This is a genomic window from Pseudomonas sp. KH_021 (genome assembly GCF_057838865.1).
Genome location: NZ_CM174477.1, coordinates 2,742,734 through 2,768,540 on the forward strand (window position 1 = coordinate 2,742,734; position 25,807 = coordinate 2,768,540).

General features: G+C 60.6%; 19 protein-coding genes and 2 pseudogenes. 14 read left to right on the forward strand and 7 right to left on the reverse strand.

Features of this window, described 5'->3' with window-relative positions:
* Positions 1-96 precede the first annotated feature (96 nt).
* Together AC3IX4_RS12710 and AC3IX4_RS12715 are read right to left on the reverse strand one after the other, a co-directional pair.
* The gene (locus AC3IX4_RS12710; protein ID WP_489260862.1) at positions 97-441 is read right to left on the reverse strand and encodes a hypothetical protein; all 345 of its coding nucleotides are present in this window, start codon (positions 439-441) and stop codon (positions 97-99) included.
* Between the two features lie 14 nt (positions 442-455).
* Positions 456-662 carry a hypothetical protein gene (locus AC3IX4_RS12715; protein ID WP_489260863.1) on the reverse strand — a complete coding sequence of 69 codons (207 nt, stop codon included), beginning with the start codon at positions 660-662 and terminating at the stop codon, positions 456-458.
* Between the two features lie 652 nt (positions 663-1,314).
* Here AC3IX4_RS12715 and AC3IX4_RS12720 point away from each other — a divergent pair.
* The 3 genes and pseudogenes from AC3IX4_RS12720 to AC3IX4_RS12730 all read left to right on the forward strand — a co-directional run.
* A complete protein-coding gene (locus AC3IX4_RS12720; protein WP_489260864.1) occupies positions 1,315-1,464 on the forward strand; it encodes a hypothetical protein in 150 nt (49 codons plus the stop codon).
* A gap of 294 nt (positions 1,465-1,758) precedes the next feature.
* Positions 1,759-1,860: pseudogene (locus AC3IX4_RS12725) on the forward strand (hypothetical protein); the annotation flags it as partial.
* A 16-nt stretch (positions 1,861-1,876) separates the two neighbouring features.
* A pseudogene (locus tag AC3IX4_RS12730) lies at positions 1,877-1,978 on the forward strand (formate dehydrogenase accessory protein FdhE); the annotation flags it as partial.
* 91 nt (positions 1,979-2,069) lie between these two features.
* Here AC3IX4_RS12730 and preA read toward each other — a convergent pair.
* Genes preA through hydA form a run of 3 tightly spaced genes read right to left on the reverse strand, consistent with a single transcriptional unit; the run spans position 2,070 to position 6,189 of the window.
* Positions 2,070-3,344: an NAD-dependent dihydropyrimidine dehydrogenase subunit PreA gene (gene preA / locus AC3IX4_RS12735; RefSeq protein WP_489260865.1), complete on the reverse strand. Its 1,275-nt coding sequence runs from the start codon at positions 3,342-3,344 to the stop codon at positions 2,070-2,072.
* Complete coding sequence (locus AC3IX4_RS12740; RefSeq protein ID WP_489260866.1) at positions 3,345-4,712, reverse strand: NAD(P)-dependent oxidoreductase; 1,368 nt, start codon at positions 4,710-4,712, stop codon at positions 3,345-3,347.
* Positions 4,713-4,734: 22 nt separating this feature from the next.
* Entirely contained in the window at positions 4,735-6,189 is a 1,455-nt protein-coding gene (gene hydA / locus AC3IX4_RS12745) for a dihydropyrimidinase (protein ID WP_489260867.1), read from the reverse strand.
* Between the two features lie 284 nt (positions 6,190-6,473).
* Between hydA and AC3IX4_RS12750 the strand changes: the two genes are divergently transcribed.
* From AC3IX4_RS12750 to AC3IX4_RS12770, 5 genes are all read left to right on the forward strand, one after another.
* Positions 6,474-7,964: an NCS1 family nucleobase:cation symporter-1 gene (locus AC3IX4_RS12750; protein WP_489260868.1), complete on the forward strand. Its 1,491-nt coding sequence runs from the start codon at positions 6,474-6,476 to the stop codon at positions 7,962-7,964.
* Between the two features lie 47 nt (positions 7,965-8,011).
* Positions 8,012-9,292 (forward strand): Zn-dependent hydrolase, encoded by a 1,281-nt coding sequence (locus tag AC3IX4_RS12755; protein ID WP_489260869.1) that lies wholly within the window; start codon positions 8,012-8,014, stop codon positions 9,290-9,292.
* Between the two features lie 407 nt (positions 9,293-9,699).
* Entirely contained in the window at positions 9,700-9,969 is a 270-nt protein-coding gene (locus AC3IX4_RS12760) for a hypothetical protein (RefSeq protein ID WP_489260870.1), read from the forward strand.
* Positions 9,970-10,244: 275 nt separating this feature from the next.
* A complete protein-coding gene (locus tag AC3IX4_RS12765) occupies positions 10,245-11,051 on the forward strand; it encodes an RHS repeat-associated core domain-containing protein (RefSeq protein ID WP_489260871.1) in 807 nt (268 codons plus the stop codon).
* 274 nt (positions 11,052-11,325) lie between these two features.
* Complete coding sequence (locus AC3IX4_RS12770; RefSeq protein WP_489261279.1) at positions 11,326-11,853, forward strand: RHS repeat-associated core domain-containing protein; 528 nt, start codon at positions 11,326-11,328, stop codon at positions 11,851-11,853.
* Positions 11,854-12,529: 676 nt separating this feature from the next.
* Here AC3IX4_RS12770 and AC3IX4_RS12775 read toward each other — a convergent pair.
* Together AC3IX4_RS12775 and gspG are read right to left on the reverse strand one after the other, a co-directional pair.
* Complete coding sequence (locus AC3IX4_RS12775; protein ID WP_489260872.1) at positions 12,530-13,717, reverse strand: type II secretion system F family protein; 1,188 nt, start codon at positions 13,715-13,717, stop codon at positions 12,530-12,532.
* A 13-nt stretch (positions 13,718-13,730) separates the two neighbouring features.
* Positions 13,731-14,165, reverse strand: coding sequence for a type II secretion system major pseudopilin GspG (gene gspG / locus AC3IX4_RS12780; RefSeq protein WP_489260873.1), 435 nt, complete (start codon positions 14,163-14,165; stop codon positions 13,731-13,733).
* Between the two features lie 200 nt (positions 14,166-14,365).
* Here gspG and AC3IX4_RS12785 point away from each other — a divergent pair, with 200 nt between their 5' ends.
* The 6 genes from AC3IX4_RS12785 (at position 14,366) to AC3IX4_RS12810 (ending at position 25,805) form a co-directional block, all read left to right on the forward strand.
* Positions 14,366-14,983 (forward strand): transglycosylase SLT domain-containing protein, encoded by a 618-nt coding sequence (locus AC3IX4_RS12785; RefSeq protein WP_489260874.1) that lies wholly within the window; start codon positions 14,366-14,368, stop codon positions 14,981-14,983.
* Positions 14,984-15,176: 193 nt separating this feature from the next.
* The gene (mnxG, locus tag AC3IX4_RS12790) at positions 15,177-20,966 is read left to right on the forward strand and encodes a manganese-oxidizing multicopper oxidase MnxG (RefSeq protein WP_489260875.1); all 5,790 of its coding nucleotides are present in this window, start codon (positions 15,177-15,179) and stop codon (positions 20,964-20,966) included.
* Positions 20,967-20,991: 25 nt separating this feature from the next.
* Positions 20,992-22,935 (forward strand): cytochrome D1 domain-containing protein, encoded by a 1,944-nt coding sequence (locus AC3IX4_RS12795; RefSeq protein ID WP_489260876.1) that lies wholly within the window; start codon positions 20,992-20,994, stop codon positions 22,933-22,935.
* 22 nt (positions 22,936-22,957) lie between these two features.
* Complete coding sequence (locus tag AC3IX4_RS12800) at positions 22,958-23,620, forward strand: SCO family protein (RefSeq protein ID WP_489260877.1); 663 nt, start codon at positions 22,958-22,960, stop codon at positions 23,618-23,620.
* Positions 23,617-24,252: an SCO family protein gene (locus AC3IX4_RS12805; RefSeq protein ID WP_489260878.1), complete on the forward strand. Its 636-nt coding sequence runs from the start codon at positions 23,617-23,619 to the stop codon at positions 24,250-24,252. The genes AC3IX4_RS12800 and AC3IX4_RS12805 overlap by 4 nt, the downstream gene beginning before the upstream one ends.
* Before the next feature lie 8 nt (positions 24,253-24,260).
* Positions 24,261-25,805 (forward strand): ABC transporter substrate-binding protein, encoded by a 1,545-nt coding sequence (locus tag AC3IX4_RS12810; RefSeq protein ID WP_489260879.1) that lies wholly within the window; start codon positions 24,261-24,263, stop codon positions 25,803-25,805.
* Positions 25,806-25,807 lie beyond the last annotated feature (2 nt).

Genomic DNA, 25,807 nt, shown 5'->3' on the forward strand with positions numbered 1-25,807 from the left:
ACCCCAGTGCTGGGCGGAAAATCGAGTATTTGTATCAGGAAATATTGAGGGTGGAGCGCGTCCGCCGTGACTTCGCAGCCCCTCAAATACTCACTTTCAGCCCTGCATACCACGTCCTTCCTGGCCCCGGTTCATAGTAACGACCGGCACATAGAGCCCGTAACTGCCGGCTTTTTCTCGTTGACGCAGCGTGAGGTCGCCGGTATGGCCGCCGAACAGACTGTCGTGACGCTCACGATCGTCGCGTTGCTGTTCAAGGTCGACACCGACGGTCAACGCCTGGCCCAGGCCGAACCCGTTGGCCAGATGCGAGTATTGCACGCCGGCACCGGCGAATAGCCGGGCATAAGTGGTCTGGCCGCCGTTCCTGATCGGCAGGCGGTTGCCGAAGTCGCGTTGGCCCACCCAGCCGCGCAGTTGATAGCTGTCGGTGTCGCTCAATTGAGCCGTCCAGTTCAACGCCACAGGCTGTCGAGGGTCAGCATTTGCTCGCCCGGTGAATCGGCGGTGCTGATCGAGCTGACGGCGGTCGGGGCTTGCAGCCAGTCGGAGGTGGCACGGGTCGCGGTGACTTCCAGCGGCATCAGGTCGATGCCTTCGGCCTGGGCAGTGCCCGCACCAACCAGCAGGTAGGGCAGGAGGGAGGGCCGCTTGAGAAACATGTGAATCCTTAAAATAGACGAGCGCACCAGCTCGATGAACGGGCACGGTGAAAAAAGCCGGCAATTATCTATTTTTCGGCAACACAAGGGTGAAAATTTGGCAAATCAAACGAGCGATTAGCGACGTAGGCGTATTTTTTGCTGGGTGGTGTCGTTAATGAAAGACCCAGAATCACCGCGAAGAGCCAATAGGGTCGCGCGATAAAAAGCAGTGGCACGAGAGCAGTGCAAGTCGCGAAGCTTGCGATAGGCCCATTGCCAGCCGCGAGACGAATGCGTAGTTGTAGGGGACATTCCGGCGTCCTTTCAATAAGTCATGGTTCACTAAGGTTGTTAATTAATCATGGGTGTTGAGCAGTGAGCAAGTTTAATATCGTGTCGTTTCAGAAATAGTTCATTGTGCGCTGTGTTTAATGAACAAAACGTCAACGCAATGGCGGCAGAAAGCCATCACTGCTTTAGTTGTAGTTAATACTAAAGTGATATTGTGTTTACTAACTTATTTGCACAAGTGATTGAATTGACGGCTATTTAACAATAACCCGTACAGGTCATTGAACAATCAGCTCCCTCGATCCGACTGATGGTCAACCGTTGACGCGCTCCTGCGCTACGCCTATATAGGTGGCCACTTTTGCAGAGGCATACATTGATGAGCGCCGAAAATGATCTCCACGAGCCTGAACACGATCACTTGCTCGACCCTGAATTCTATGAGGATGAGCAGGAGGGTGAGCAAGAGGTTCAACCCTTGTTGGACGACGATGAGGACGAAGACTGGTATGACGATGAGATCGATTGAAGCCTGTTGAATCTGCAACAGCGGCTTCTGTTTGGAGACGCTCAAATGAAAGCTACCGCGCGAATGATCCTGATGGTAACGGCCGTCGTGTTACTGGGTGGCTGCTGGCCTTATTGGCAAGACGGCCATCGCCATGGCCACGGAGGCGGGCACGATCATGGACGGTATTACGACGGGGGCCATCACCAGCGCTATTGAAGCGGTCGGTCTGTATTGGGGCCCAAGGCTTGCCGACGGTCCGTTTTCAGAACGATCTAAAGTATCAAGTGTTCTCCAACTGATGAGGAGTGCACGATGGACCTGAACCGTCGGCAGTTCTTCAAGGTCGCAGTGATCGGCCTTGGGGGTTCTAGCCTCGCGGCGCTTGGCATGGCCCCTGCGCCAGCGTTCGCCGACCTGCGACTACCTCGGCTTGTGCCCGGCCTGCGGCTCACCGGCCATGGCAGGCGTCATACGTCATCGTGGCAAATACAACGGGCTGCGTTACCTGGTCTGCTCCCTGTGCGCCTGCGACTGACACGGCTCGATTTGTGACTTTCATAATGAAATGTGGGAGCGACCCTGGTCGCGATGGGGCGCGTAGCGCCCCCCCGGCCAGCGGTTTTTCAAGACGCTTCGCAGTAGGGATTCCTTGGGTCATGGGTCCAGTCCAGAAAAGGCTTGCCGGTGTCCTGTACTTGCATATCAATGCAGCCCTCGACCGGGCAGGTGATTTGGCACAGGTTGCAGCCCACACATTCCGCATCGATCACCTCATAACGATGGGTGCCATCGGGCTTGGCAATGCTGGCGATGGCCTGGTGTGCGGTGTCTTCACAAGCAATGTGGCACCGCCCGCAGCCAATGCAGGCCTGTTGGTCGATATGGGCGATCACCTGGTAGTTGATGTCCAGGTTTTTCCAGTCCGTGGTGTGGCCCACCGCAAGCCCTGAGAAGTCGCTGATGCGTGTGTAGCCTTGGCTGTCCATCCAGCGTGACAGGCCATCTTTCATGTCTTCGACAATGCGAAAACCATGCAGCATCGCTGCCGTACACACCTGCACCGCGCCACTGCCCATGGCCATGAACTCGGCGGCATCGCGCCAGCTGCCAATGCCGCCAATCCCGCAAATCGGCAGGCCGCGGGTCTGCGGGTCGCGGGCGATTTCAGCGACCATGTTCAAGGCGATGGGCTTGACCGCCGAGCCGCAATACCCGCCATGGGTACTTTGATCACCGACGATGGGCAGGGCCACCATGCGGTCCAGGTCAACGCTGGTAATCGAGTTGATGGTATTGATCAGCGACACCGCATCGGCACCACCGCGCAACGCCGCCCGCGCCGACTGGCGAATGTCAGTGATGTTCGGCGTCAACTTGACGATCACCGGCAGAGAGCCATGTTGCTTGCACCAGCGCGTCACCTGCTCGACATACTCCGGCACCTGGCCGACCGCCGACCCCATGCCGCGCTCCGACATGCCGTGAGGGCAGCCAAAATTGAGTTCGATGCCATCCGCACCGGTGGCTTCAACCAACGGCAGAATCGCCTTCCATGACGCCTCGACGCAGGGCACCATCAACGACACGATCAGTGCTCGATCCGGCCAGTCTTTCTTGACTTGGGTGATCTCGCGCAGGTTGATCTCCAGCGAGCGGTCAGTGATCAACTCGATATTGTTGAAGCCCAATACCTCTCGATTGGGCCCGTAGTGGGCGGAATAGCGCGACGACACGTTCACCGCCGCCGGGTCTTCACCCAAGGTTTTCCAGACCACGCCGCCCCAACCCGCTTCATAGGCTCGGACGACGTTGTAGGCTTTGTCGGTCGGCGGTGCCGACGCCAGCCAGAACGGGTTGGGAGCCTTGATGCCAGCAAATTCAATCGACAGATCGGCCATTTATGCAGCCTCCACATTGAGCATCAATTGGGCATGGATAGCTTCGGCGGCCAGCTTGCCGTGCTGCACGGCTTGCACCGTGAGGTCTTGGCCCTGGGCGTTGCAATCGCCACCGGCATACACGCCGGGGACGTTGGTACGCAGCTGTTCATCGACCCGGATGCGGTCGCCATCGCGCGCCAGGGTGCGAGCCAACGGGTCGCTCAGGGCGCCTTCGTCGAACGTCTGGCCGATGGCCTTGAAGATGGCGTTGGCGACCAGCTCGAACGTTTCGCCCGTGTCCTGCAGGTGACCGTCGACCAGGTGGGTGCAGGCAAAGCGCATACCGCGCACTCGGCCGGCATCATCGAGCAACACCTCCTCGGGCCGGGCCCAGGTCAGCAGGCGTACCTGGTTGTCCTTGGCAATGGCTTGTTCATGCTCGGTGGCGCCCATGTCGGCGGGGCCGCGGCGGTACACCAGGTTGACATCGCGGGCACCCAGGCGGGCCATTTGCACGGCCATGTCGATGGCCGTGTTGCCCGCGCCGATGACAACGCAGTGATCAGCCAGCGGCAGTTGGCTGAGGTCGTCGCTCTGGCGCAGTTCGCGGATGTAGTCGGTGGCGGCGAGCACACCGGCAGCCTCTTCATTGTCCAGGCCCAGCGCACGGCTGGCGCCCAGGCCCATGGCCAGGAACACGGCGTCGTATTGCTGGTGCAGTTCAGTCAGGCTGATGTCGGCCCCCAGGCGCTGCCCGTGACGAATCTCGATGCCGCCGATCTGCAACACAAAATCCAACTCGCGCTGGGCGAAATCATCCACCAGCTTGTACTTGGCGATGCCGTATTCGTTCAGGCCGCCGGCTTTCTCGCGCGCCTCGAAGATCACCACCTCATGGCCATGCAGCGCCAATCGGTGCGCGCAGGAGAGCCCGGCTGGGCCTGCACCCACCACAGCAATGCGCTTGCCTGTGGCGGCGGCGCTCTGGAACGGATATTCACTGAAGTGGGCATTGTCCAGCGCATAGCGCTGCAACTGGCCAATCAGGACGGGGGCGCATTCATGGGCGTTGTTGCGCACGCAGGCTTGCTGGCACAGCACTTCGGTGGGGCATACCCGCGCACAACTGCCGCCCAGGATATTGGCCGAGAGGATCTTCTGCGCCGCGCCCTGGACGTTCTCCTGCTGGATATTGCGAATGAATGACGGGATGTCGATTTCGCTCGGGCAAGCGTTCACGCAAGGGGCGTCGTAACAGTACAGGCAGCGCGCGCTTTCCAGGGCGGCCTGGCGGTCGTTGAGGGGAGGGGCCAGATCGCTGAAGCGCTCGGCCAGGGTCGCGGCGTCGGCGTTGGGCCGAAGCAAATGGTTCAGAGACTCGATCACGGTGATGACCTCATGGTTCTGATTATTCAGATGCCGGGCGGCGTTCTACGGCGCTGGGTTTGTTGTGCTCGGCGCGCTTGCTCAGCAGGTCGAACACCGCAGGGTAGGCCGGGCGTTCGATGTAACGACCTGCGCCACGCTCGGCGCGCAGGTCGCCGTTGGCCCACACCAGTCGACCCTGGCTGATGGTGTGGCTGGGGATGCCACGTACGGTCTTGCCTTCGAAGATGTTGAAGTCCACCTGCTGGTGATGGGTGGCGGCAGAAATGGTGCGGGTGCCGTGCGGGTCCCAAAGCACCAGGTCGGCGTCGGCGCCGACGCGGATCACCCCCTTGCGCGGGAACAGGTTGAAGATCTTGGCCGTGTTGGTCGAGGTCAGTGCAACGAAGTCCTGCATCGACAACCGGCCAGTGTTCACGCCTTCATCCCACAACACCGCCATGCGGTCCTCGATGCCGGCCGTGCCGTTGGGGATCTTGCTGAAATCGTCTCGGCCAGCGGCTTTTTGCTCGGCACAGAAACAGCAGTGGTCGGTGGCGGTAGTGTGCAGGTGGCCCGATTGCAGGCCTTGCCACAGGGCTTCCTGATGGCCGCGAGGGCGGAAGGGGGGGCTCATCACATAGCCGGCTGCGGTTTGCCAGTCTGGGTGGCGATAGACGCTGTCGTCGAGCAACAGATGCCCGGCCAAGACCTCACCGTAGACCGGTTGGCCCTTGGCGCGGGCGTAGCGGATTTCATCCAGCGCTTCGCGGGTCGAGACATGCACCAGATACAAGGGCGTGCCGAGGGTTTCGGCAATACGAATGGCTCGGCTGGCGGCTTCGCCTTCTACTTGTGAGGGGCGCGACAGCGGGTGCGCTTCCGGGCCGGTCATGCCCTGGGCCATCAGCTTGCGCTGCAGGTGATACACCAAGTCGCCATTTTCGGCATGTACGGTGGGCACCGCACCCAATTCCAGGCAGCGTTCGAAGCTGGCGACCAGGGTGTCGTCGGCGGCCATGATTGCGTTCTTGTAGGCCATGAAGTGCTTGAAGCTGTTGACGCCATGGTGGGCCACCAGCTCTCCCATCTCTTCGCGCACCTGTTCACTCCACCAGGTGATCGCCACATGAAAGCCATAGTCGGATGCAGATTTTTCCGCCCAGCCGCGCCATTGATGGAAGGCTTCGAGCAGCGATTGCTGCGGGTTGGGGATGACGAAATCGATGATCGAAGTGGTGCCGCCTGCCAGGCCCGCCGCGGTGCCGCTGAAGAAGTCCTCGCTGGCCACCGTGCCCATGAAGGGCAGTTGCATATGAGTATGAGGGTCGATGCCACCGGGCATCAGGTACTGGCCACTGCCGTCGAGCACTTCGCAATCCACAGGGGCTTCCAGGTTTTCACCGATTGCCTGGATCAGGCCGCCGACACACAACACATCCGCACGATAAACTTCTTCGTGGGTGACCACGGTGGCCCCCCGGATCAACAGCGTCATACCGAGTTCCTCGCAGGCTGGACCGGCTTTTGCCGGTTCTTGGTGTCGTACAGCGCGATGTTCCCGTCGCGGCTGTCAAGATTGGAATCTAGTTGCCCGTTGAGGAATCGGCAAGGCCGTCTGGAATAAACTTATAACCATTCAAAATCCCCCTTTTTCAAGGCTTTGAGTGAGTATCAATACAGGCGCAAGTGACCGACGGCTGGCTGACTGCCTTGACAGGTTGCAGAAATAGTCAAGATTTCCTTATGGGTATTCCTGCGTAGCTTCCCTGGAGCGGCCACATGCAAACGACTCATTCGCGCGTCATTGAGCAAAACGGCCTGATGGAACTGGAAACGGGGAGCGACGTACTCGACAGCCCTCGCTACAACCACGACATCGCCCCGACCAAGGTCCGCGAGCGGACCTGGAACAAGTGGCACATCACAGCCTTGTGGGTGGGCATGTCGATCTGTGTCCCGACCTACACACTGGGCGGGGTGCTCACAGCCTATTTCGGGCTGAGCGTCGGTGAGGCGCTGGTGGCCATTTTGTTGGCCAATATCGTGGTGCTGATTCCCCTGACCTTGAATGCCTTTCCCGGCACCAAATACGGCATTCCGTTCCCGGTGCTGTTGCGCTCCTCCTTCGGCATCAAAGGTTCCAACGTGCCTTGCCTGATTCGGGCGCTGGTCGCCTGCGGCTGGTTCGGTGTCCAGACGATGTTCGGCGGGCTGGCGATTCACCTGTTCCTGGGGTCGCTGTCGGCGGATTGGAAAAGCCTGGGCGGCACCGGTGAAGTCATTGGCTTTATGATTTTTTGGGTGTTGAACCTGTGGGTGGTGCTGCGTGGCGCCGAATCGATCAAGTGGCTGGAAACGCTGTCTGCACCCTTGTTGGTTTTAGTGGGCGCAGGGCTGCTGGTGTGGGCCTTGCCTAACGTGTCGATCAGCGAACTGATGGCCCAGCCACCCAAGCGCCCCGAGGGCGCGAGTGTGACCGGCTACTTTTTTGCCGGCCTCACCGCCATGGTGGGCTTCTGGGCGACCCTGTCGTTGAATATCCCTGACTTCAGCCGCTACGCCAAAAGCCAGAAAGACCAGATCCTGGGGCAGATCATCGGCCTGCCGCTGACCATGTTCCTGTTTGCCGCCCTGGGGGTGGTGATGACCGCGGCTTCGGCCTCGCTGGTAGGGCAAACCGTGTCTGATCCGGTCACCCTGATTGGGCATATCCAGAGCCCGGTCTGGGTGGCCTTGGCCATGGCACTGATCATCATCGCCACGCTGTCGACCAACACCGCCGCCAATATCGTTTCGCCCACCAACGACTTCCAGAACATCGCCCCCAAGCTGATCGGCCGCACCAAGGCGGTACTGCTGACCGGCGTGGTGGGCCTTGCCCTGATGGCCCACGAGCTGCTCAAGAAACTTGGCTGGCTGGAGTCCGATGTCAGCCTGGAGAGCGTGTATTCCAACTGGCTGCTGGGTTACTCGAGCCTGCTGGGGCCCATCGCCGGGATCATGGTGGTGGACTACTTCCTGATCAAGAAGCAGCGCCTGGACCTGGCCGGATTGTACCGAGACGACGTTTATCCCGCCTGGAACAGCGCAGGCTTTATCGCTTTCGGCGTGCCAGTGGTGCTGACGGTACTGTCGCTGGGCAGTTCGGCCTTCAGTTGGTTCTACGACTTTGGCTGGTTTACCGGCTCTGCGCTGGGTGGCCTGTTGTATCTGGGGTTGTGCAGTCTGCGTCGTGAGCAGGCACCTGGCCGGATCAAGACTTCCATTTGAAACACCAAGAGGGCTCAAGCCCCCCGATGATGCCCAAGGAGAGGTTCATGGACTCAGTCAACCAGGTGCTGCAATCGAGTCAACGACACATCAACGGCGAACGCCTCTGGGCATCGCTGATGGAACTGGCCAAGCTGGGTGCGACGGTCAAGGGCGGGGTTTGTCGGTTGGCACTGACCGATCTGGATCGCCAAGCGCGGGATCTGTTTGTGCAATGGTGCCAAGCGGCCGGTTGCACTGTCAGCATCGATGCCGTGGGCAATATCTTCGCCCGCCGGCCCGGACGTAATTCAGACCTGCCACCGGTCATGACCGGCAGCCATATCGACACCCAGCCTACCGGTGGCAAGTTCGATGGTTGTTTTGGTGTGCTGGCCGGACTTGAAGTCATCCGCACCCTCAATGATCTGGGTGTGGAAACCGAAGCACCCCTGGAGGTTGTGGTCTGGACCAACGAAGAGGGCTCGCGCTTTGCGCCGTGCATGATGGGCTCGGGGGTGTTCGCCGAAAAATTCACCCTTGAAGAAACCCTGGCCAAGGTCGATGCCCAGGGCATCACCATGGGCGATGCGCTCAATGCCATCGGCTATGCCGGCCCGCGGCAACCTACGGGGCATGCCGTCGGTGCGTATTTCGAAGCGCATATCGAACAGGGGCCGATTCTGGAAGACCAGAAAAAGACCATCGGTGTCGTGCTGGGTGCATTGGGGCAGAAATGGTTCGACCTGACCTTGCGCGGTGTCGAGGCCCACGCAGGCCCCACCCCGATGCACCTGCGCAAGGATGCTTTGGTGGGCGCGAGCGTGGTGGTCGGCGCGGTCAACCGTGTGGCGCTGGAGCATCAACCCCATGCCTGCGGCACCGTCGGTTGCCTGCAAGCCTATCCCGGCTCGCGCAATGTCATTCCCGGCGAAGTGCGCATGACCCTGGATTTCCGTCACTTGGAGCCGGCAAGGCTGGACTCGATGATCGCCCAGGTGCGCGATGTGATCGACAGCACCTGCCAGCAACATGGGCTGAGTTTTGAACTGGTGCCGACCGCCGACTTCCCGCCGCTGTACTTCGAGCAGGGCTGCGTCGAGGCCGTTCGCAGCGCCGCGCAAGGGTTGGGCTTGTCGCACATGGATATCGTCAGCGGGGCAGGACATGACGCGATCTTCCTGGCAGAACTGGGGCCGGCGGGGATGATCTTTGTGCCGTGCGAAGGCGGCATCAGCCATAACGAAATCGAGAATGCCGACCCTGAGGACCTGGCGGCGGGGTGCGCGGTGTTGCTGCGGGCGATGTTGGCGGCGTCTGCCGCTGTGGCGGATAAATTGGCAGCGTAGCGCACTCACGGGCCTCATTCGCCGGCTTTGCCGGCTCCCACAATAATCAGGTGCATGGCTGTTTTTGTGTGCACCTCTCAAAAATGCAATGCAAATCTCTGTGGGAGCCGGCAAAGCCTGCGAATGAGGCCACCACGGTTGCGTTGCCATCCTTGCGACGCTAATCTGCGCCCCGTCGCTGCACATCAGCGGCCGGGTTTAGCAGCCCTGTTTAGTTAGGACCACAGACCGTCATCGTTCCGTGAGCGCTCGCGTTCCCGAGCAAAACGTTATGGCGGCTGTGCGTGGGGCACCTTCGGGTGCGCCGGGTCCTAACTACCGGTCTGCTAACCCGCGTACAGTCGCCACCCTAAACTCGTTTAGCAGCGATTTCAGGTGGCTCTTAATCAAGTTAGGAGCACTATTCGATGTCTCATTTCATCCCGCTCTACTGTCCGCTGACCGAACCCGCTGTCCTGCACCTCGACACCCAAGCCGACCTTCTCGACCTTGTGATCTGCGCCAACCAACGCGTTAGTCTTGGCCGCGACTTACTTAAAAACGTCCCCCCGACTGCCGAAGACAAAGACCTCTGGGCTGCGTTCGACGCTGCGGCATTGCTGGTCACCGAAGGCGCCAAAATGCTGGAACTGATCGAGGCACGGGTTGTGGATGAGAGAAGCCAAGCCGGTCGTTAAATCTTCGCAAGTCTATGTGCCCGCGAGGCGTCATGCCTGACACACCGCGGTGGCTCTATCGCCGGCAAGCCGTGCTCCTACCGATGCGAGCACCATCCATCGAGGTAGGAGCACGGCTTGCCGGCGATGAGGCCTTACAGGTCAATGAATATCTGAAGCCAACTCAAAGATCGGAATGTAATAGGATCACGCTGTGCGTACCTAACAGTTCTGATAGCTATCCCACCCCTGGCGTTCTGAGTAATATTTTGAAATTGCTCTGCTTGGAGCTTCACATGTCTAATTCAGTTTCAATGCTGGCGACCGATAACCAGCGATCTGTCATTCGTCATTCAACTTTCCAGGCTTTTCGGTGGTGGTCCTATGCGCCAGGTGGGTATTTGAAAGTTAATTTCGTTAATTGCCCGCAGTTAGCCTATGAGGGGCAGTTGTGTGAGTCGATGATCGGGGCGTATTTATTGGGCAATGGTTACAGAGCCTATAATCCAATACTGATGCGTTTGCACAGTGCCGATAGACTCAGCCCATTTGGTAAGGGCGGACTGAATGCGTATGCGTATTGTGCCGGTGATCCTGTTAACTTTGGAGATCCAACGGGGCACGTCAAGGTCAGAATCGCCAACAAAGAAAATGCGCGGCCTCGAGGTGCTCCAAGGCCTACAGGCGTACGTCGAGGATTTACTGAACCCCGCAGACCTGAACTATCGGAGATCCAAAATGCTGAAAATAGATCGATTCAGCTCAACCTTGAAGACCGACAGTTAGATCGTGGTCTGATGAGGCAACGGATCAGGCACGAACAATTACAGGCGGAACGGCGCTTCAATCATCTACGGCTGCGGCAGCTAGACGGTGCAATAGCACTGATAGAACAGACTACCGCAGACCCCAATCGGTGGCGCTCCTTTGCAGACAGCTTGAATAGTGATCAGAGATGGAGTGATTTTCGGTCAATGGTAACCAATGTTCCTTTGTTGGGTGGTCACATTCGTGAAGCCGCAGGAACATGGCCTGCGGCGCTTCAAATACTAAACGGGTTGTCCGATCGGAATGCGATTATTCGCAGCACTACTAGCCGCTGAACAAGGTCATGCCATTCACGATGGCCTTACACGGCGTCTCGGTAGGCAGTGCAACCATCGTCGCTCCCGCACCCTTCATTTCATATTTGAAAGCCTAGCACTTCCATTAGTTATAAATTTTCGTCATTCAAATAGAGTGTGACTTTCGGTGTTTATTGTTTTTCAAGGAATTGTCAGTATGGACAGCCACTGCACTCACTGGCTCGCCACTGATCAACAAGGTTCGGTACTTCGAATCTCTGGGGTCTCTGAAACTCAAATCCAGACTTATGCCATGTATGGACATAGTGGCCAATCATTGAGCATGCTGGGGTTCAATGGGGAAGTCCGGGAAATAGTCGTCGGGTTTTATATGTTGGGTAATGGTTGTCGTGCGTACAATACTGTTCTCGGGAAATTCAACAGTCCGGACAGTCTAAGCCCCTTTGGCAAGGGCGGTATAAATAGTTTCGCTTATTGCAAGGGGGATTCCATTAATCACAGGGATCCCGCAGGCCATTTTTATGAGCGAATCGTTGCACTGCTAAGACCGAGGAAGCCCTCCGTCACAAATGATTCACAAAGACTGGACCGATCTACCAGGCTTCGGGACCGCAGGGAAAGGATGGTTAAGGCAAACGCTGAACTCAGCACCTCTCGAGATACTGTGCCTTCTGGCAAATCCAAGGCTAAGTTTGCCGATCAATATGAGACGCGTATCTTTACCAAACCGGCCGAGGGGGAGTGGTTAAAACCTAAGCGACGTAGTCATACAATCGATAGGGTAAGTCAGGTGAGTGAGGTTACTTTTTTGGAATATTAGTTAGATAGTAAAGCATCGCTGTTTTCAACGGTGCATGAATTACAGGACAGTCAGGGGGTCATTAGAAGTCAAACGCCCGTCAGTTTGGAGTTGCTATCTTTGGCAATGCGGTAAGCGTACCGCTCGCTCAATTTTTGCGGTGGCGGATCGGTTGGCGGCGTAGCGCACTCACGGGCCTCATTCGCCGGCTTTGCCGGCTCCCACAGAGATTTGCATTGCATTTTTGAGAGGCGCACACAAAAACAGCCATGCACCTGATTATTGTGGGAGCCGGCAAAGCCTGCGAATGAGGCCACTACCGGTCTGCTAACCTGCGTACAGTTGCCACCCTCTCGACCTTGTGATCTGCGCCAACCACCGCGTCAGCCTCGACCGCGACCTGCTTAAAAACGTCCCACGACCGCCGAAGACAAAGACCTCTGGGCTGCGTTCGACGCTGCGGCGTTACTGGTCACCGAAGGCGCCAAAATGCTGGAACTGATCGAGGCCCGAGTTGTGGATGAGCGAATCCAAGCCGGTCGTTAAATCTGCGGCAGGTTATCTGGCCTCATTCGCAGGCTTTGCCGACTCCCACAATAATCAGGTGCCTGGCTGTTTTTGTGTGGCGCCCTGAAAAATGCATTGCGATGTAAATCTCTGTGGGAGCCGGCAAAGCCGGCGAATGAGGCCCGACCGGTCAATGAATACTTGAAGCCAATTCAAAAATCGGCATGTACATCAAGATCACAATCACCCCAATCAACAACCCGATAAACGTCATCAGCAACGGCTCGAACAACCGCACGAACCATTCGATCCAGCGGCTGATTTCTTCGTCGTAAAAATCGGCGCTGCGTTCCATCATCTGCCCTAGGTTCCCCGATTGCTCTCCCGCTCGAAGCAAGCGCAGCGACACCGGCGTCACCAGCCCATTTTTTTCCAATGAATCGGAAAGCGCCATGCCTTCGCGTACCCGTTCCGCTGCGCCGTCCAGGCGGTGGCGCGAGCCTGCGCTGAGCAGGCCGCGGGCCATGCCCATGGCGGTGAGAATCGGGATACCGCCTTGCAACAGGATGCCCAGCGAGCGGTAGAAGCGGGCCAGCTCGTACATGAAGATGCGCTTGTGGAGGGTCGGTACGCGCTCGATCAGGCGATTTACCAGGCGGCGAAATTTTGGTTGTCGTTGCAGTATCACCAACCCCGCAATGCTGCCGGCCGCTACCAAAGCCAATTCGACCTGGTGCGCATGCAGGAACAGGCCGCCATTCATCAGCATTTGCGACAGCCACGGCAGGTTGGACCCCAGGCCTTCAAACACCAGGCTGAAGCGCGGCACCACGTAGCCCATCAGAAACAGCACCACGCCACCGCCGACAATCAGCAGCAGCAGCGGGTAGATCGAGGCGCTGATGATTTTTTCCTTCACTTCGTCCATGCGCTTGCGGTACGACACGTAGCGGGCCAAGGCGTCGGCCACCGCACCGGTTTTTTCGCTCGATTGCACCAACGCCACATACAGCGCCGGAAACACCGCAGGGATCTGGTGCAGGGCTTGGGAGAAAGACTTGCCTTCGTACAGCAGCTGGACCAACCCGGTCAGCGTTTTACGGGCCTGGGGGGCTGTTTCCTTTTCCGCCAGGCTTTCCAGTGCATCAATCAGCGGTAAGCCGGCGTTGAGCAAGGTGGTGAGCTCCTGGCTGAACAGCACCAGGTTGAAGTGCTCCTTGCGCCGCCACCCCAGCCGTTGCCAGCGTTGGCTGCCGCGCACGCTGACCACCCGCAAGCCCTGCTCTTCGACCTGGCGGGTGGCATGGGCGGCGTCGGGGGCGTCGATTTGCAGTGACACCACGCCGGCCTTGCCGACCGCTTTTAATTGAAAGCGCATGCTCAGGCTCCTGTCATTGCCAACTGTTCACTTCAGCGTTTTCGCCTTCGCCGCCGGGCTGGCCATCCTTGCCCATCGACACCAGGTCGTATTCGCCGTTTTCACCGGGGTAGCGGTAGATGTAGTTACGGCCCCAGGGGTCTTGCGGGACTTTCTTTTGCAGGTATGGGCCTGTCCAGCGGGTTTCGTCGCTGGGCGCCACCACCAGGGCCTGCAGGCCTTGTTCGGAAGAGGGATAGTGGCCGGTCTCCAGGCGATAAAGGTCCAGCGCCTTGCCCAGGCCTTCAATCTGCGCCTTGGCCACTTTGGCCTCGGAGCGCCCCAACTGGCTGAAGTACTTGGGTGCGACGATGCCGGCCAACAGCCCCAGTACCACCAGCACCACCAGCAGTTCGAGCAGGGTGAAGCCCTGCTGGCGACGCCGGGTGAACGCGGTTTGATTGTCCATGATTGTCTCCAGTAGACCCTCGCACAGGGCTTTCCAATTGCCTCGCATGCAATTGCCATGCACGCCAGCGTGCACAAGGCGTGCAAGCCACGCAGTCAAAGGCTTCCGGCATCCGGCACGGTGCTTGCTCATACCCTTCAAAGCCCTGGCAGTTGGGGCATAACCCCCACTTTCAGGGGGCAGTTAAGGGAGGGCGCGGTATGCGCACCATGACCATCGGAATGCTGCTTTGGGCAGCCCTAGCGACTCCGGCCCAGGCCGATATCTATGTCTCGGTCACGGCCGGTGGCAGCTATGTACTGTCCAACGTCCACCGTGCTGGCAGGCATTACGAGCGAGTGGTGAGTGAACCCCCGCAGGTGGGGGTTGCCATTGGCGCGACGATCTCCAAGCCCGAGATGATTGCTGACTTGCCATACGCCGACATGGTCGCCGCGGCGGCCAGCGCCAATGACTTGCCCCAGGCCTTGCTACATGCCGTGATCAAGGCCGAATCCAATTATCGACCCCGCGTTCGCTCGCCCAAGGGCGCTGGTGGCTTGATGCAGTTGATGCCCGACACCGCTCGGGAAATGGGGGTGGTCGATGTGCTGGACCCAGCCGCCAACATTCAAGGCGGCGCTCGCTATCTCAAGCAACTGATGAAGCTGTTCGACAACGACATCAAGCTGGCCGTGGCCGCTTATAACGCCGGCCCCGATGCCGTTATCAGCCGGGGCCGGATCGTCCCACCCTTTGCTGAAACCCGGCGCTACGTGCCTACCGTCCTGCGTCAGTACCGCCGCCTGCAAGGGCTGGCGGACGATGCCCCGTTGTAGCCCGATATTTCCCCAACTGTGGGGAATGGGTGACCTGAGTAAAAAGTGGGGAATTGGGGAAAGGAATTCCCCACTTGCCTGAAGTTGATCAAATAAGCATTTGAAAGATAAAGGAAAAATAATTGGCACGAGGCTTGCTGTTGCCTCTTTTAACGATAACCGTTTCCAATTCCGCCATCCGAGGCACGTACCGATGATCATGATCAAAGGCTTCGACCACCCTCAGCGGTTCTTCACCTTGGTCTTGGTGACCTTGTCGTGCCTGGGCTTTGAGCCCTTCGCTGAGGCCGCTGTACGCTGCGAGCGTAACCTGGTCGCCAACATCGTCGCATTTGACCAACCGCTGATGTTCAACCGCCTGGGCGCGCAGAACGCCAATGGCATGATGTTCGCGCTACGCCGCGATGTGGTGGATGAGCATGACATCCCGTTGGACAAGGGCGGTGCGGCCATCCCCGGCAAGGTTTCCCTGCGCCCGGACAAGCGCCCACGGCCGATTGTGCTGCGGGTGGCAGCTGGAGACTGCCTCACCGTCAATCTGCAGAACCTGCTGGCCTACCAGGCTAACCCCAACAAGCACCTGACGGACGAAGCCGACGATCCGATCGTCGATGATCAGGTCACTGACCGCACCGTGGGCTTCCAGGTCAACGGCCTGCAGGCGGTGAACGGGATTCAGGACATCTCCGCCAACACCGGGCGCAACGCCAACTTCCTGGTTGCCGTGGGCGGCACTCGCTCTTATACCTTGTTCGCCGAGCGCGAAGGGGCGTTTGCTGCCATCAGCCAGGGGGCAACCTTTGGCGGCGAAGGCGCTGCCGGTAACGTCGCCAATGGCCTGTTTGGCCAAGTCGTGGTGGTGCCCAAGGGCGGGCGGACGTTCCGCAATACGCTGTCCGAAGAAGAAATGCGCCTGGCCACCACCGGCCGCGCACCCACCGGCCAGCCGATCATCGACTACCAGGCGCGCTACCCACAGCGCGAGCCCTGGATTCGTGAAGGCAAGGCCGGCATGCCGATCGTGGCCATGACCGACGGCAACGAAATCATCTCCAGCGAAACCGACGCTATCGTCATGGGCCCCAAAGACGATGGCAGCTTCCCACCCTCGACTTACCCGCTGGAAAGCATCGGCAAGCGCAACCCGGCGCTGCCCAACCGGCTGGAACCCTTCCGCGATTTTGCCGCGGTGTTCAATGACGAAACTGCCGTGACCCAGGCCTTCCCCGGTTACTGGGCAGACCCTGCCATGGGCCATGTGCTGGAACCGGTCCGCGACTCGTTCATGATCAACTACGGCTCCGGCGGCATGGGCGCAGAAGTGGTCGCCAACCGCTTGGGCGTAGGGCCGATGCACGACTGCCTGTCGTGCGCCTATGAAGAGTTCTTCTTAAGTGCTCACACGGTCGGCGATGTGGCGATGCTGGTCGATATTCCGGCCAACATCGGCCTGGAAGGCATCCGCCCCGGTGAAATACCCGAGGCCAAGGACATTGGCGTCAAGGCCACCATGGCCCTTTACCCGTCCGAGCCGTCCAACGTCAACCACAGCTACATCGGTGACTTCGTCAAGATCCGCAACACCCACAGCGGGCACGAGCAACATATTTTCCACCTGCATGGGCACCAGTGGCTGTTCAACCCCAACGACGACAATTCCGACTACATGGATGCCCAGGGCATTGGCCCGGGCACCGGTTACACCTATGAAATCGCCAACGGTGGTTCGGGTAACCGCAACCGGGTCGCGGGCGACGCTATTTACCACTGCCACTTCTACCCGCATTTCGCCCAGGGCATGTGGACGATGTGGCGGATTCACGATGTGTTTGAAGAGGGCACTCGGCTTGACGTGTCTGCCCAAGGCCAGGACAACTTTCACACCACCCCATTCGGCCTGCGCAGCGGTAAGCCTGCCGCTGGCGCGCGGGCGCTGCCCGACGGCGAGATCATTGCCGGTACGCCGATCCCGGCCATTGTCCCGCTGCCTGGCAAGGCCATGGCGCCCATGCCGGGGAAAGTCGCGGTGGTGCCAAAAATGGGTGAAGTGGTTGCCCAGCATGACGAAGAAGACGACCACTCGGGTACGCCGCAACTACAAGCCATTGGCTCCCTGGCGTTGGTGGACCGCAGCGAAGCCAACCGCAACGCTGACGGCAGCCTGAAAAACCCGGGCTTCCCGTTCTGGATCGGCGGTATTGAAAGTACTGTTGGCCAGCGCCCGCCAACCCCGCCGCTGGACATGCTTGATGCTGCCAAGGCCACTGCCTTGAAGGCCAGTGGCAAGGCCTTGTGGGCCAACCTCGATCCGGCCCAGTCGGCCGGCTGGGATGGCGGCTTGCCGCGTCATGCACTGGACGGCGTCGCCGCAGGTGGCGAGGCCCGCACCACCACGACCAACCTGGACTTCTCCAAGGAGATGACCCGCGCCAAGGCGGTGTTCATGCCGGAGGAGGGCACTGACGTCGAGCAAGCGGCCATGGCTTTCCACGCCAAGCTTGAGCACCCAAGCTTCGCCTTGTTGCCGGGCAACCAGATTGTCGCCCGTAATTTCCGCACCAACGGCGCTGCACCGGTAGCCGGTGCACCGTTCTATGAACCCTGCATGGATGACCGCGCCAAGCGCCTGACCACCGCAGCCGGCAACGGTGTGTTCAACAGTGGTGAGCGTACCGATGGCATGTCGTTCACAGGCTCTTCCCCGTTCAGCGCCGACCGGCCACGGATCTACAAGGGCGCCAATATTCAGTTCGATGCCGTCTACAACAAGGTTGGCTACCACTTCCCGCAAGCGCGGATCATTGCCCTGTGGGAAGACGCTTGGCCGGTGATCACCAAACAGCGTCCACCCGAGCCGCTGGTGATGCGCACCAACACCTTTGACTGCGTGATGTACCAGCACACCAACCTGATCCCCTCGTTCTACGAGATGGACGACTATCAGATTCGCACGCCAACCGACGTGATCGGCCAGCACATCCACCTGCCCAAGTGGGACCTGACGGCTGCCGATGGTTCCTCCAACGGTTGGAACTACGAAGATGGCATTCTTTCGCCCGGCACCGTGGTTGAGCGTATCCAGGCAATCCGCCGCTTCAACGGATGCCTGGACACCGACCCGCGCGACGGCACGTCGACCTGCCCGAAAGCCAAGAACCATCCGTTTTTCGGCCGCTTTGGCCGGGCCGATTGGCTGGGCGCGCGGACTCAAATGCAGCGCTGGTTCATTGACCCGGTGATCAATACCCAAGGCATCGACCGTGGCTTGGGGACCATCTTCACCCACGACCACCTCAGCCCATCGACCCACCAGCAGGTGGGCTTGTACGCCACGGTGCTGGCGGAGCCAGCAGGCTCCACCTGGTATCACGCCGAAACCGGCGAGCCGCTGTACAACACGGCGTTGCGCCAGGACGGCGGGCCCACCTCGTGGCAGGCCGTGGTGGCCACCGGTGACCTGGACAACGATGGCAAGAACGACAGCTACCGCGAGTTCTTCCTGGAATTCGGCGACTTCCAGCACGCCTACGAAGCTGGCGTGTACGTCGGTGCAGGTCCGGATGGGATTCCAAACGGTTCGGCGTTCCCGGCCACCGCCGACAGCTTCCGCTTTGCCATCAACCCACCGGTACGCAAAGAAGCGGCAACGCTGCTTGAAGCGGTGATTGAAGCCCGTGGCGGCCTCCAGCCCAACTGCTCCAGCCGGCCGTGCCCACAAGCCATCTCGGTGGATGACCCTGGCATGTTTGTCGTCAACTATCGCAACGAGCCGGTCTCGCTGCGGGTGTTCGACCCCAACAAGGTCGCACCCGACGGCAAGCGCGGCATGCAAGCCGATGGCCTGGCGGGCGATCTGGCCTACGCGCTGCAAAGCCGTACCGACCGCGCGATCCCAGCGATGAACCTGTCGCCGGCCGCCATCACCTCGGCCGTCGGACCGACCGGCGGGACCACGCTGTTTCCGCCGCACATCAACAAGGCCGGCGCTGAACCTGGCGACCCCTTCACGCCGATGCTGCGTACCTATTCGGGTGACAACGTGCGGCTGCGCATGAACGCCGGTGGCTACGAGGAAGAGCACAACGTCACTATGCACGGGGTCAAGTGGTTGCAGAACGGCTCGGGCTTTGGCAGCAGCTCCAATTCGGGGTGGAAGGCGTCACAGATGGTTGGCCTCTCCGAGCAGTTGGGCTTCAATGCCCCGGTCAACATGCTCTCCAGCTCGGCCGCCACCACCGGCGACTACCTGTACTCGCTGGATGCTTCATTGGAGGGCTACTGGAACGGTATCTGGGGGGTGATGCGCAACTACACCGCCAAGCGCGCCGACCTGTTCGCGCTGCCGAACAATCCTCAACCGCTGGCGGCGCGCAATACCGTGGCGTTCGACGGCATCTGCCCGCGTTACAGCGCCAACCCCACGGGCATCGGTACTCGGCCAACGCCTAAACGCAGCTATGAGATCGTCGCGGCGCTGGCCAACGATATCCTCACCAACCCACTGAACCTGAGCATCACCGACCCGGCAGGCGTCAATGAGCATGTCGGCGGCCCACTCAAGGCGGGTGGCGGCACCCTGGTGTACAACTCGCGGGCGGTGAGCATTCCACGGGTGACGGTGTTCGACCCCGAAGATGGGGCAACTTTCACCATCGGTGGGCAGAGCGGGCCGCTGCATGACCCGACTGCAGTGATGTATGTACGCAAGTCCGACCTGGACCCAATCACCGGCAAGCTCAAGGCCGGCGTACCGATCGAGCCTCTGGTCCTGCGCGCGGCGGCAGGCGATTGCATCAGTGTGACCCTGGAGAACCGCTTGCCGCTGGTGATGCCGGACCTGGCCAGCACCGCGGTGATGCAAGGGATCGTCAAGCGCGACCGCAACCATGTCGAGGGCTCCAGCACCTTCAACAACAACATGATGCGGCCGTCCAGCCATGTAGGCCTGCACACTCAACTGCTGGCCTATGACATCACCAAGTCGGACGGTGCCAACGTCGGTGCCAACCCAGTCCAGACCGTGCCACCACGGGTCGGCAACACCGGGGCCTACCCCAGCAAGGTGTACCAGTACTACGCCGGGCACCTGGCGCGTGAAGGCAAGCCCGTCACGCAACTGGGCCGCAGCGTCGACAACATCAACACCACCGCCATCGAGTTCGGCGGCCTGAACCTGACCCCGGCCGATGTCATCAAGCAGGGCCAGAAAGGCCTGGGCGGGGCCATGAGCATCCTGCCGGTCGGTGCCACCTGGACCGAAGATGTGCGCAGCCGCGCCTCGGCCACCGTGACCGCGCCGAACCAGCCGGTGTACCGCGACTTTGCGACGGTCTGGCAAAAGGCGCTAAACATGCGTTGGGCCAATGGTCGTCCGGTCGAAGGGATCGCCACCGAAGGCAACGGCGTGCCGTCCGATCCGAAAGACAACTCCAGCATGGCCATCAACTACCGGAGCGAGCCGCTGTGGTACCGCTTCGCCAAGGCACCCAACGCCCCGTTCGGCCACGCCGACGGCAACGGCTGGGCCGATGTGCCGAATAACCACATGGCCTACAGCAATGCGCTGATCGGTGGCGACCCACAAACGCCGGTGCTGACGGCCAAGCCTGGCCAGCCATTCCGTACCCATATCCTGTTGCCGACCGGGGGCAGCCGTGGCTCGACCTTCCAATTGGATGGCCATGTCTGGCCGCTGCACGCCCTGCAACCCGAGAAAGTAGATGCAGATGGCTACCCCATGGGGGCGCCGGGGGTGGGGTCGGTGCGCTTTGGCTACAACCCGATGTCGATGTACATCGGTGCCCAGGAGAGCGTACTGCCCGCTGCTCACTTCAGCTTCATGCTCCCCAGCGCAGGGGGTAGCAACGCCATTGCGGGTGACTACCTGTTCCGCGACTTCGCCGCCTGGGGGAACTCGGCGGGGCTGTGGGGCCTGCTGCGGGTGAGCAACGAAGTGGAACCGGCCGTAGCGCCTGCCAAATAACACACGACAGGGTCAGGGAGTTGTCATGAACAAGAAGAACAGACCTGTTGTTTTCAGCCTGCTGGCGGGGCTTACCCTGGTGGGGCTGGGGATCGGCTACGAAGAAATGTGGTGCGAGCAGGTCGAGGCAGCCCTGCCGCGCCAGGAGGACAGTCGGCTGGTACGCGATGGCGTCGCCATTGACTTTGAACTGCGGCCGTTGGTGGCGGGGGAGGCGCTGACCGAAGGCAGCTTTGCCAACGTCAGCTTCAAGATCACCGATCAAACGTCGGGCCAGCCACTGTCGGGGGTTTCCCCCGGCGCCTGGCTGGACCCGGCCCTGGAAAACGAGCCGTCGCTTGATCGGGACAAAAGCTGCAAGTCGCGCGTGGCGCTGTTTCTCAAGAGCAGTATTGGCGCCCGCCCGTTGATGGACCTCAACAGCTACTTTTTGCTGGTACTGAACAAGGACGCCAGTTTGAGCGTGATCGACCCCACCGTGTCAGTGGGTGGCACCACCAGCACCCTGGCGCGCATCGATCTGCCGCGCCCGCCGATGGACTGGGTGGCCAGCGAAGGGGACAAGCGCGTCTTTGTGTCGATGCCCGAGGCGGGTGAAGTCGCGAACATCGACACCGACAAATTCCAGCTGGCGAGCACGATTGCCGCCGGCAAGCAGCCAGTGCGCGTGGCGCTGCAGCCTGATGGACGCTTGCTCTGGGTGGGCAACAATGACCAGGACCAGGCCCACAGTGGCGTCAGTGTGATCGACACCAACAGCCTGAAACCGGTGGGCTTTATCGCGACAGGCCTTGGCCACCATGAAATTGCTTTCAGCCAGGACTCGCAGCGGGTGTTTGTCACGAACCGCGACAGCGGCACCTTGAGTGTGATCGATACCGCCAGCCGTATGTTGCGCAAGAACCTGAAAACCGGTTCGAGCCCGCTGTCGGTTGCCTCGTCCAGCTTGTCCCAGGCGATCTATGTGGCCGATGGCAAGGACGGCACCATCACCGTGGTCGATGCCAAAAGCCTTGAAGTGCGTAGCGTGATCCAGGCGAGACAAGGCCTCGGGCCGATGCGCTTTAGCCCTGATGGGCGTTTTGGCGTGGCCCTCAATACCTTGACCAATCAGGCCTTGGTCATTGATGCGGCGACGGACAGGGTCGTGCACCAGCTGGACGTGTCGGCCGAGCCCTATCAGGTGACCTTCACCCAGGCCTACGCCTATGTGCGCGGGCTCGCTTCGCCGAAAGTCACCATGGTCAACCTGTCGAGCCTGGGGGAGGGCCGCGAGCCGATTATCCAAGGCTTCGACGCAGGCCCTGCTGCCCCTCGCCAGGCGGGGGACTTGCCGCTGGCACAGGGGTTGGTGCCGGCGCGCGATGACAACGCCGTGTTTGTGGTCAACCCGGTCGACAACACCACCTACTTCTACACCGAAGGCATGAACTCACCGATGTCCGGCTACCTCAACCGTGGCCATGTGGCGCGCGCCGCCCTGGTGGTCGACCGCAGCCTGCGCGAAGTGAAACCAGGGGTCTACAGCTCCACGGTCAAGCTGCCGGCAGCGGGGCGCTTCGATGTAGCGTTCTTGCTCAACCAACCCCAAATCATCCACTGCTTCAGCACCCAGATCGAACAGCGCCCCGGCAGCGTACCGCTTAGCGCGCCGCGCCTGGAGTTTCTCAAGGATCGCACGCCATTGACGGCTGGCCAGCCCTACACCTTGCGCTTCAAGGTGCTGCAAGGGCACGGCGAGCCAAGGGTGGGGCTCACAGACCTGACCTTGCGTTACTACTTGGCGCCATCTTCCCGCGCCCGGGAAGTGCCGGTGCGTGAAATCAGTGACGGCCTCTATGAAGCGCCGCTGGAGCTGGCCCAGAGCGGCGCCTGGTATGTCCATGTGCGTTCCCCCACTTTGGGGAATGCGCTGGGGGACAAGGCCTTTGCCAGCTTGCGGGTGATATCCGCCGAACAGGCTCGTTGAACCTATCGACAAGGAGATGACGATGATGAACCTCAACAGACGGCTGTGCGGGGTTTGCCCGCTAAGCTTTTTGACCGCCATCCTGCTCGCCAGCGGCTTGGCCCACGCTCACTCGGCCGCCGAGCACGAAGGCCACGCGCCTGCCGCGCCGCATCAGGAAAGGGTCAGTGTGCACTTTGCCGACGTGTCCTTGCTGGACCAGAACGGCATGCCGGTGCGGCTGGAAAAGGATCTGGTCGGCGACAAGCTCGTGATGATGGGCTTCATCTACACCAGTTGCAGCACGGTGTGCCCGGTGGTGTCCTCGATCATGGGCAAAGTCCAGAAGCAACTGGGCGGTCGAGTGGGCGATGAGGTGCAGTTGGTGTCGATCAGCGTTGACCCACTGCGCGATGACCCCAAGCGGCTGAAGGGCTACGCACAGAAATTCCAGGATGGCCCGGGTTGGAGCTGGCTGACCGGTACCCAGTACGCGGTCACTGAGACCCTCAAGGGCTTGGGCAGCTTCAGCCCGGATTTGAAGAACCACCCGCCGCTGATCCTCGTCGGCGATGGCCGCAGTGGCCACTGGACCCGCTATTACGGCTTCACCGATCCGGCCGTGCTGGTCAGTGAGATCGAACGGCTGGGCGCGCGTCGCGTTCACGCCAAACACACCGCCGTCGCCCTGGAGCATCAGCCATGAGCCTTTCGACAGTGCGCGGTATCAGCCTCCTGGCCTGCCTGTTGGTCTTCGCCCAGGCCATGGCCCATGAAGGCCACTCAGCGACCAAGGCAACGGAGCCGGCCATGGCCGCACCACCGGCCTTGACTGGCACTCGCGATGCCCAGGCGTATTTCACCGACACACAGGTGGTGGACCAGCATGGCAACACACTGAAGTTCTACAGCGATGTGCTGAAGAACCGCGTGGTGTTGCTCAATGTGATCTTTACCCACTGCACCGATGCCTGCCCGCTGATCACGCGCAAGCTCAAGGAGGTTCGCGATGCCTTGGGTGAGCCGCTGGCCAGCCAAGTGGTGTTTATCTCCCTGAGCAGCGACCCGCAGCGCGATACGCCGGACACCCTCAAGGCGTTTGCCGCCAAGCAGGGTGCCGACGACCCCAACTGGCTGTTCCTGACCGGTGACAAGGCCAATATGGACGTGGTGCTGGGCCGTCTGGGCCACTTGATTCCCAGCCCCGAACAGCACTCCACCCAACTGATTGTCGGCGATGTGGCCAACAAGCGCTGGAGCAAGATTCGCCCGGATGCGCCGGCAAAGGCCATTGCCGAACGCCTGCAACTGCTGTCCCAGCCACTGGCCGGCCGATGAGCACGGTCATGGCGACCTCCTTGATCGCCACCCTCGGGCTGCTGGCCTGTCTGAGCGGTTCGGCGTTTGCCTTGCAACTGACCCCTCAGGAGTTGGCTGGCAAGCGGCTGTACCGCGAAGGTGTGTCAGCCAGTGCGGCGCAAGTATCTGCACGCGTGGGCGCCTCTGACATGCTGCTGCCAGGCTCGGCCTTGCCCTGCGCCAACTGCCACGGCGCCGATGGTCGCGGCCGCCCAGAAGGTGGGGTGCGTCCACCGGATATCACCTGGCAGCGCCTGAGCCAGGCCAGTGGGCATATCAATGGTCGGCGCTACCCAGGCTACAGTGAGGGCAAGTTGGCGCGAGCGATACAGGAGGGCATCGATCCTGGCGGCAACCCCCTGGACACCGCCATGCCGCGTTTTGTGCTGTCCAGTGGTGACCAGCAGAACCTCACCGCCTACCTCAAGCGCCTCGGCGAAGACCGCGACCCTGGCGTGCAAACCGAGCAATTGCGCCTGGGCACGCTGCTACCGCGCCATGGGCCTCTGGCGCCAGCCGCCGCGACCGTGGCGGCGATCCTGGAAGGCAGCCTGGCACGGATCAATGAAGCCGGTGGCATTCATGGTCGCCAGTTGCAATTGGTCAATCTCGACCCTGGCCCCGACCAGCAAAGCGCCGAACGTGCCTTGCAGCAACTGCTGGGGCCGGAGCAGGTGTTTGCCCTGATTGCGCCGTTGGCGCCGGCTCTGGATAGCCAGTTGGCCGATCGCCTGGAGCAGAGCGGGGTGCCGATGGTGGGCGCGTTGTCGATGCTCGGCGACAGCCTGGCCAGCCCGCAGATCTTCGAGCCGCTGCCAGGCTTGCGTGAACAGTTAGGGGCCTTGGCCCTCTATGCCAGCGAACGCCTTGAAGCCCGTGCCTTGCCGGCCCTTGTGGCTTATCAGGCAGGGGCAGGGCAGCAACAGGCCGCACAGAACCTGCAAAGTGATCTGCAATCCCATGGCTGGCAACAGGTGCGCCTGCAAGCGTTCGACGACCCCGCAGACCTGTCGGCGGCGCCGATCAACAGTGTGTTCTGGCTGGGCGATGGTCCAGGCTTTCTGGCCCTTGCCGAGCAGCTCAAGGGGCAGGCCATTGCGCCCTATCTGTTTGCGGCCTCCAACCAGGTGGCCGGTGAGGTGCAGCAATTGCCGGTCGAGTATTCCCGGCGTGTGTTTCTTGCGTATCCATTTATTCCCAGCGACTGGACCCAGGCTGGCAAGGCTGCATTGACCGCGTTGCGCAAGCGCCAGGGCCTGGATAGCCAACACGCGTTGCTGCAGGTGGGCACCTATTGCTCGGTCCTGCTGCTCAGTGAAGGGCTCAAGCGCGCAGGTCGCGATGCCAGCCGGGAAAAGCTGGTCGCTGCACTCGAAGGCCTGCACGACTTTGCCACCGGGCTGACGCCGCCTGTGAGCTTTGGCCCTGGTAAGCATCAAGGCTTGAGTGGGGCCCATGTGGTCACTGTCGAGTTGCCCGGTCCGTTGTTTTATCCCGTGGCGCCGTTTCTACAAAGTGTTGCGGCGCACTGATC

Bases quoted from the DNA above. Each gene is read 5' to 3' on its own strand.
- AC3IX4_RS12715 (WP_489260863.1), bottom strand. From the start codon at position 662: ATGTTTCTCAAGCGGCCCTCCCTCCTGCCCTACCTGCTGGTTGGTGCG.
- AC3IX4_RS12720 (WP_489260864.1), top strand. From the start codon at position 1,315: ATGAGCGCCGAAAATGATCTCCACGAGCCTGAACACGATCACTTGCTC.
- preA (WP_489260865.1), bottom strand. From the start codon at position 3,344: ATGGCCGATCTGTCGATTGAATTTGCTGGCATCAAGGCTCCCAACCCG.
- hydA (WP_489260867.1), bottom strand. From the start codon at position 6,189: ATGACGCTGTTGATCCGGGGGGCCACCGTGGTCACCCACGAAGAAGTT.
- AC3IX4_RS12750 (WP_489260868.1), top strand. From the start codon at position 6,474: ATGCAAACGACTCATTCGCGCGTCATTGAGCAAAACGGCCTGATGGAA.
- AC3IX4_RS12755 (WP_489260869.1), top strand. From the start codon at position 8,012: ATGGACTCAGTCAACCAGGTGCTGCAATCGAGTCAACGACACATCAAC.
- AC3IX4_RS12760 (WP_489260870.1), top strand. From the start codon at position 9,700: ATGTCTCATTTCATCCCGCTCTACTGTCCGCTGACCGAACCCGCTGTC.
- AC3IX4_RS12765 (WP_489260871.1), top strand. From the start codon at position 10,245: ATGTCTAATTCAGTTTCAATGCTGGCGACCGATAACCAGCGATCTGTC.
- AC3IX4_RS12770 (WP_489261279.1), top strand. From the start codon at position 11,326: ATGTATGGACATAGTGGCCAATCATTGAGCATGCTGGGGTTCAATGGG.
- AC3IX4_RS12775 (WP_489260872.1), bottom strand. From the start codon at position 13,717: ATGCGCTTTCAATTAAAAGCGGTCGGCAAGGCCGGCGTGGTGTCACTG.
- gspG (WP_489260873.1), bottom strand. From the start codon at position 14,165: ATGGACAATCAAACCGCGTTCACCCGGCGTCGCCAGCAGGGCTTCACC.
- AC3IX4_RS12785 (WP_489260874.1), top strand. From the start codon at position 14,366: ATGCGCACCATGACCATCGGAATGCTGCTTTGGGCAGCCCTAGCGACT.
- mnxG (WP_489260875.1), top strand. From the start codon at position 15,177: ATGATCATGATCAAAGGCTTCGACCACCCTCAGCGGTTCTTCACCTTG.
- AC3IX4_RS12795 (WP_489260876.1), top strand. From the start codon at position 20,992: ATGAACAAGAAGAACAGACCTGTTGTTTTCAGCCTGCTGGCGGGGCTT.
- AC3IX4_RS12800 (WP_489260877.1), top strand. From the start codon at position 22,958: ATGATGAACCTCAACAGACGGCTGTGCGGGGTTTGCCCGCTAAGCTTT.
- AC3IX4_RS12805 (WP_489260878.1), top strand. From the start codon at position 23,617: ATGAGCCTTTCGACAGTGCGCGGTATCAGCCTCCTGGCCTGCCTGTTG.
- AC3IX4_RS12810 (WP_489260879.1), top strand. From the start codon at position 24,261: ATGGCGACCTCCTTGATCGCCACCCTCGGGCTGCTGGCCTGTCTGAGC.